Origin of the sequence: Mesorhizobium sp. M7A.F.Ca.CA.003.01.2.1, assembly GCF_003998945.1 — a bacterium.
Classification (GTDB): Bacteria; Pseudomonadota; Alphaproteobacteria; order Rhizobiales; family Rhizobiaceae; genus Mesorhizobium; species Mesorhizobium ciceri.
This window is the reverse complement of the sequence record NZ_RZRA01000242.1, coordinates 1-6,390: the sequence shown is the minus strand read 5'-3', so window position 1 is coordinate 6,390 and position 6,390 is coordinate 1. Positions and strand designations below refer to the sequence as shown.

Sequence of the window (6,390 nt, the reverse complement as noted above, 5' to 3'; positions counted from 1 at the left end):
CGAGGGCGGTTGCCTTCTCGACTGTCGCGCCGAGTTCGTCGCACAGATTGACGAAATCGCGGATGGTGCAGAAGTGGATGTTGGGCGTGTCGTACCAGGAATAGGGCAGGTCCTTGGTCACCGGCATGCGGCCGTTGAGGAACAGCGACAGGCGCACACGCCAATGGCCGAAATTGGGGAAGGAGACGATGGCGCGGTTGCCGATCCTGAGCAGTTCGTCGAGCACCAGCTTCGGGTTGCGGGTGGCCTGCAGCGTCTGCGACAGGACGACGAAGTCAAAGCCCTTGTCGGGATAGAATTCGAGATCCTTGTCAGCGTCGCCCTGGATGACCGAGAGGCCGCGCGCCACACATTCGTTGACGCCGCGCTGCGACAGCTCGAGTCCGCGGCCGTCGACCTGCTTGGTGTCCTGCAGCAGTTCGAGCAGCGAGCCGTCGCCCGAGCCGACATCGAGCACGCGCGACTGTGGCGGGATGAGGTTGGCGACGACTTCGAGGTCGACGCGCTGGTCGCGGTTGACGCTCATGGCTTCGCCTCCCGCCTGGCGCATGATCCCGATCCGAAAAGCCTGCAATTTTTCCGGGTCATGCGCTCAGCCCTCTCGCTCGGGCCGCCGAGCCGATGAAGCCGTTTATCGCGGCAAACAGTTCCGGCTCGTCGAGCAGGAATGCGTCGTGGCCACGGTCGGTCTCGATCTCGACGAAGGATACCGATGCGCCGGCGGCGTTGAGCGCATGCACGATCGAGCGGCTCTCCTCGGTCGGGAACAGCCAATCCGAGGTGAACGACACCAAGCAGAAGCGGGTTTTCGTGCCGGCGAAGGCATCGGCCAACCGGCCGCCATGGTCTGCGGCGAGGTCGAAATAGTCCATCGACCGCGTCATGTAGAGGTAGGAATTGGCGTCGAAGCGATCGACGAAGGTCATGCCCTGGTGCCGAAGATAGCTTTCGATCTGGAAGTCGGCGTCGAAGCCGAAGGTCAGCGCTTCGCGATCCTGCAGATTGCGGCCGAACTTGCGGTGCAGGGCGGCTTCCGACAGGTAAGTGATGTGGGCGGCCATGCGCGCTACCGCCAGGCCCTTTTCCGGGCGTTTGCCGTGCTCGAAATATTTGCCGCCATGCCAGTCCGGATCGGCCATGACAGCCTGCCGGCCAACCTCATGAAAGGCGATGTTCTGCGAGGAATGGCGCGCGCCGGTGGCGATCGGCAGCGCCGAGAAGACGCGCTCCGGATAGCTCGACGCCCATTCCAGCACCTGCATGCCGCCCATCGAGCCGCCGAGCACGCAAAACAGTTTCTCGATGCCGAAATGGTCGATCAGCATTTGCTGCGCCCGCACCATGTCGCGGATGGTGATGATCGGCAGGTCGAGCCCATACGGCTTGCCGGTGGCCGGATTGGTCGAAGCCGGGCCGGTGGAGCCAAGGCAACCGCCGATGACGTTGGAGCAGATGACGAAGAAACGATTGGTGTCGATGATCTTGCCGGGGCCGATCAGCACTTCCCACCAGCCAGGCTTGCCGGTCACCGGATTGGTGCTGGCGACGTGCTGGTCTCCGGTCAGCGCATGGCAGACGAGGATGGCGTTGGAGCGGGCATCGTTCAGCGTGCCATAGGTCTGGTAGGCGATCTGGAACGGTGACAGCAGCGTGCCGGCGTCCAGCTTGAGCGGCTTGTCGGATCCAAAACGCAAAACCGGGCTCGACGGTTGGTCGACCTCGTTGTTGGTTTTGCGGGCACGCAGAACGGCCATGACATCCATCTCACACTTTGAGCCCACGCATCGCACTCGTCGAAAGTCGATGCCGATACGGGTGTCCGGCCGGCGCGGACAACAAAAAACCGGCATTGCGGTCGCAAAGCCGGTTACAGGATGCAAACGGCCCTTTAGCAAGTTGTTTAACGTGGCTGCAAGCCGACCGGCCAAATCACCACGGAAGTTCGCTCCCCTTCTAGGGCTGTGGCGCGCCGGCGTCAACGGCCTGCCTTGGGCGGGAGGCTGTCGCCTCTCGACATTGCAGGCCACGGCTTGTATTTCCGCTGCGGCTTCCCTCAGGAAGCGTTCTCGACGGATTTTGCGACATGAGCCAGACACCGGACCAGGCACGTCCAACCCCGCGCGCGGGCATCATGGACATAGACGCCTATGTGCCGGGCAAGAGCACGGCGCCTGCCGGCGTCGCCAAGGTCCACAAGCTGTCCTCCAACGAGAACCCGCTCGGGCCCTCGCCGAAGGCGATCGAAGCCGCGCGCGAGATTGCCGGCAAGCTCGACATCTATCCCGACGGCACCGCCAGGCGGCTGCGCGAAGCGATCGCCGAGGTGCATGGCCTCAACCCGCAGAACATCATCTGCTCCAACGGCTCCGACGAGATCCTCGGCCTGCTGGCGCAGACCTATCTGGCGCCCGGCGACGAGGCCGTCATCACCGAACACGCCTTCATGGTCTACAAGATCTACATCCAGTCGGCGGGCGCCGTTCCGGTGACGATCAAGGAAACAGACGAGCGCGCCGATATCGACGCCATCCTGGCCGCCGTCACGCGGCGCACCAAGATCGTGTTCCTCGCCAATCCCAACAACCCGACCGGCACTTATGTGCCGTTCCAGGAGGTGCGGCGGCTGCATGCCGGTCTGCCCAGGCACGTGCTTCTGGTGCTCGACGCGGCCTATGCCGAATATGTCCGCCGCAACGACTATGAGGCCGGCATCGAACTGGTCGGCAGCGCAGAGAACGTGGTGATGACCCGGACCTTCTCCAAGATCGGCCTTGGCGGGGCGCGGATCGGCTGGATGTACGGGCCGATGCACATCGTCGACGCCATCAACCGCGTGCGCGGCCCCTTCAACGTCAATGCGACGGCGATCGAGGCCGGCATCGCCGCCATTCGCGATCGCGCCCATGTCGAGCGCAGCGTGGCGCACAACGAGACCTGGCTGGCCTGGCTGAGTGAGGAATTCACAAAGCTTGGATTGCGGGTGACGCCCAGCGTCGGCAATTTCATCCTCATTCATTTTCCAGAGGACCAGAAACATTCGGCAGCGGCGGCGGACGACTATCTGACGGCGCGCGGCTATATATTGCGGCGCGTTTCGGGCTATGGCTTTCCCAACGCGCTGCGCATGACCGTCGGTACCGAACAGGCCAATCGCGGCGTTGTCGCCGCTCTCACGACATTCCTGAAAAGCTAGAAACCATGACATCACCGATGTTTGAAAAGATCGCGCTGGTCGGCATCGGCCTGATCGGCTCGTCGCTGGCCCGCGTCATCCGCCGCGAGGGCCTCGCCCGCCACGTATCCATCTCGACCCGCAGTGCGGCGACGCTGGCACGGGCCGAGGAGCTTGGGCTGGGCGATAGCTATAGCACCGATGCGAGAGAAGCTGTCCGCGATGCCGACCTGGTCATCATTTCGGTGCCGGTCGGCTCGTCCGGCACGGTTGCCGAGGAAATCGCGCCGGCGCTGAAGCCGGGCGCGATCCTCACCGATGTCGGCTCGACCAAGGCGTCTGTCATTGCGCAAATGCAGCCTTATGTGCCTGAAGGTGTCCATTTCATTCCCGGCCACCCGCTGGCGGGCACAGAAAAATCCGGCCCCGACGCCGGTTTCGCCGACCTGTTCGACAATCGCTGGTGCATCTTCACGCCGCTGCCCGACACCGACCCGGACGCGTTGGAGAGGCTGTCGGAGTTCTGGCGGCGCTGCGGCGCCAACATCGACACGATGGATCCCCAGCATCACGATATGACGCTGGCCATCGTCTCGCATCTGCCGCACATCATCGCCTACAACATCGTCGGCACCGCCGATGATCTGCAGTCGGTGACCAAATCCGAAGTGATCAAATATTCGGCTTCCGGCTTCCGCGACTTCACCCGCCTTGCCGCCTCCGATCCGACCATGTGGCGGGATGTCTGTCTGCACAACAAGGACGCCATCCTCGAAATGCTGGCGCGGTTCTCGGAGGATCTGGCGTCGCTGCAGCGCGCAATCCGCTGGGGCGACGGCGAAAAACTCTTCGACCTGTTCACCCGCACCCGCGCCGTGCGCCGCTCGATCATCGAAGCCGGCCAGGACATCGACGTTCCCGATTTCGGCCGTCAGGCGGTCGAGCACCCCGCGAAGGGCTAGGTCTGTCTCAGGCAGGCCAGGTCTGCGCAACCATGGCCAGCGTCTCGGCTCGGTTCGGCGCGCCAAGCCTGCCGCCGAAGCGCAGGCATTTGAGCGCCGCGGCCGCACTGGCAAACCGCAAAGCCTGCTCGACCGGCATGGCTTCCGCCAGCCCGACGGCGAAGGCGCCGTGAAAGACATCGCCGGCGGCGAGCGTGTCGACCGCCTTGATTTTCGGCGCCGCGACATGGCGCACGCAGCCAGCGCGACGGTCGTGCCACCAACTGCCCGCCGCGCCGCCTGTCACTGCGACAAAAGCGTCGCTGCGGCTGGCGAGATCGGCGCAAGCCGTTTTCGGATCGAGCGCCTGGCCGCAGACGATGCGCGCTGCCGGCTCCGAAGCGATGATGTGCGTAGCGAGCGGCAACAACGGCTCAAGGACCTCCAGCGGCGCGGTGTCGGCATCGAGGATCGCCGGACGGCCGATGGCGCGCGCCGCCTTCAGGGCGAGTGCCGCCGCACCCGGCCAGCGGACATCGACCAGAACGGCATCGAATGCCATGAGGTCGGCGACCGGCAGGACGTCGGGATCGGCCTGGGCAAGCCTGTCATAGAACGGCACGATGATGCGCTCGCCATGCGCGTCGACCAGGATGGAGGCCAGCGCCGAGCGGGCACCTCTGACGCGCCGCACGAAGGTGCAATCGACGCCTTCGGCCTCTATGCCGGCGATGAGCTGGTCGGCGACGGCATCGTCGCCGGCACTCGCCCACAGCGATACTTCGGCGCCCAGGCGATGGGCAGCGCAGGCGGCGCTGGTGGCCATGCCCGAGGCGATCTGGACGCCGTCGGAGGCCATGAACTTGCCCTGATGCATGGGCAGCGTCTCGACGTGCAGGATGGTGTCCAGCGTCAAAGCGCCAACGCTCAGCAGCTTCACGGGTTTTGCCATGGCTGAGCTATTCGACCGGCTTGATCTTGCCCAGCGGAATGAAGCCGAGCGAGGCCTTGCCCCTGACCACCTTCAGCGGCATGGACGGTTCGTTGCCGAGCACCGCCAGGGCAGAAAAACCCTGCTCGATCTGGCTTTTCTGCTCGGGTATGGCGGTGCCGAGGATGGCCGCCACCGCCTTCGGGTCCTTCAACCTGATCATCAGGTCGGCGTTGACCAGGCCCTCGGCATCGACCGAGAGCGGTCCCGAAACGGTGATGCGCGCCGTCCCCGACGACAGATCAAGGTTGCGGATTTCGATCGCCTGGCCACGAAGGCTCTTCACCCGCGTGCCGATCAGTGCGACGCCGTTCTTCAATGTCACGTCGCCGCTGGCATCGAGCGCCGGAAGCACGCGCCCGCCAAGTGCGTCGGGGTCGACCTCGAGATCGCCGAAACTGCCGAGATAGTCGATATCCTCGCCGTTGGGCTGCAACTGACCTGATGCCTTGCCGGCACTGAACAGTTGCACCGGATCGGTATCGTCGGCCGGATCGGTCTGGCCGGAAAGGCCCTCTGCCTCCAGCGAAATCCGCCGCGGCAGCGGCCACCACAATTTGAAATTGGCCTGCAGATTGTCCCAGTCGATCCACAGCGGCACCATGTCCGGCACGGAGGTCCTGAGCGGGCCGCGCAGATTGGCAACCGGCGACAGAGGCTGGATGATCTGGGCGGCTGCGTTGAAACTGCCGGCTGAGGCCGCAATGTTCTTGGCATCGTCCTCATAGGCGAGGTTGTCGCAGGAGACGGTAAAGCTCAAGGGATAGCCGCTGACCTGGAGATTGGCGCAGCCGGCCTCGACGCCATTCTTGTTGAGCGTGGCAACCGCCTTGTCGGCCTCGCTCCTGACGCGGTCAGCCAGATAGAACCAGCCGCCGCTGTAGAGGGCGAACAGCACGACGATGAATGCTGCAAGCCAGATCAGGCGGCGACGTTTGTTCGGCTGGCGTTCGTCACTTGACGTCATGCTTTGGCTCTCGTTAACGCATGGGTATTGCGGACGGGTAGTCGATTCCGCCAGGTGGACAGACGAATAGTTAGACGGGACGGGCGGAAAAAACACCGGTCCGGGTGCGGTGTTGGCATCTTTTGCAATCAGGCGCGGCGATATGGGCGATTTTTGGGTGTTTGGCTATGGCTCGCTGATCTGGCGGCCGGGATTCGCGCATGTCGAAACACAGCGTGCCCGCCTGCATGGCTACCGGCGCTCGCTCTGCGTCTATTCCTTCGTGCATCGCGGCACGCGCGAGCGGCCGGGGCTGGTGCTCTGCCTCCATCGTGGCGGG

Annotated in this window: 7 protein-coding genes and 1 riboswitch; of the genes, 3 read left to right on the top strand and 4 right to left on the bottom strand. The window is 64.2% G+C overall.

Translation table 11 applies throughout. The features are described 5' to 3' along the window. The coding region (gene metW, locus EN969_RS12445) for a methionine biosynthesis protein MetW (protein WP_127419151.1) at positions 1 to 526 on the bottom strand (526 nt) is incomplete at its 3' end. A gap of 58 nt (positions 527 to 584) precedes the next feature. After that, positions 585 to 1,754 (bottom strand): homoserine O-acetyltransferase, encoded by a 1,170-nt coding sequence (locus EN969_RS12440; RefSeq protein ID WP_013529386.1) that lies wholly within the window; start codon positions 1,752 to 1,754, stop codon positions 585 to 587. Positions 1,755 to 1,868: 114 nt separating this feature from the next. Further along, positions 1,869 to 1,946, bottom strand: a riboswitch (SAM riboswitch). A 137-nt stretch (positions 1,947 to 2,083) separates the two neighbouring features. On the opposite strand from EN969_RS12440, the gene hisC reads away from it, so the two are divergent. Together hisC and EN969_RS12430 are read left to right on the top strand one after the other, a co-directional pair. Beyond that, complete coding sequence (hisC, locus tag EN969_RS12435; protein ID WP_063169099.1) at positions 2,084 to 3,193, top strand: histidinol-phosphate transaminase; 1,110 nt, start codon at positions 2,084 to 2,086, stop codon at positions 3,191 to 3,193. Between the two features lie 5 nt (positions 3,194 to 3,198). Continuing rightward, entirely contained in the window at positions 3,199 to 4,134 is a 936-nt protein-coding gene (locus EN969_RS12430; protein WP_027162911.1) for a prephenate/arogenate dehydrogenase family protein, read from the top strand. A 7-nt stretch (positions 4,135 to 4,141) separates the two neighbouring features. Here EN969_RS12430 and EN969_RS12425 read toward each other — a convergent pair whose 3' ends face one another. Further along, complete coding sequence (locus tag EN969_RS12425; RefSeq protein WP_127419150.1) at positions 4,142 to 5,065, bottom strand: sugar kinase; 924 nt, start codon at positions 5,063 to 5,065, stop codon at positions 4,142 to 4,144. Between the two features lie 7 nt (positions 5,066 to 5,072). Next, complete coding sequence (locus EN969_RS12420; protein WP_063169097.1) at positions 5,073 to 6,071, bottom strand: DUF2125 domain-containing protein; 999 nt, start codon at positions 6,069 to 6,071, stop codon at positions 5,073 to 5,075. 142 nt (positions 6,072 to 6,213) lie between these two features. Here EN969_RS12420 and EN969_RS12415 point away from each other — a divergent pair. Beyond that, positions 6,214 to 6,390 (top strand): gamma-glutamylcyclotransferase (locus EN969_RS12415; RefSeq protein ID WP_206525151.1); only part of this gene is annotated, 177 nt, incomplete at its 3' end.

What these genes read in the sequence shown, in the direction of transcription:
- EN969_RS12420 (WP_063169097.1), bottom strand. Translation starts at nt 6,071, where the DNA reads ATGACGTCAAGTGACGAACGCCAGCCGAACAAACGTCGCCGCCTGATC.
- EN969_RS12440 (WP_013529386.1), bottom strand. Translation starts at nt 1,754, where the DNA reads ATGGCCGTTCTGCGTGCCCGCAAAACCAACAACGAGGTCGACCAACCG.
- EN969_RS12430 (WP_027162911.1), top strand. Translation starts at nt 3,199, where the DNA reads ATGACATCACCGATGTTTGAAAAGATCGCGCTGGTCGGCATCGGCCTG.
- EN969_RS12425 (WP_127419150.1), bottom strand. Translation starts at nt 5,065, where the DNA reads ATGGCAAAACCCGTGAAGCTGCTGAGCGTTGGCGCTTTGACGCTGGAC.
- hisC (WP_063169099.1), top strand. Translation starts at nt 2,084, where the DNA reads ATGAGCCAGACACCGGACCAGGCACGTCCAACCCCGCGCGCGGGCATC.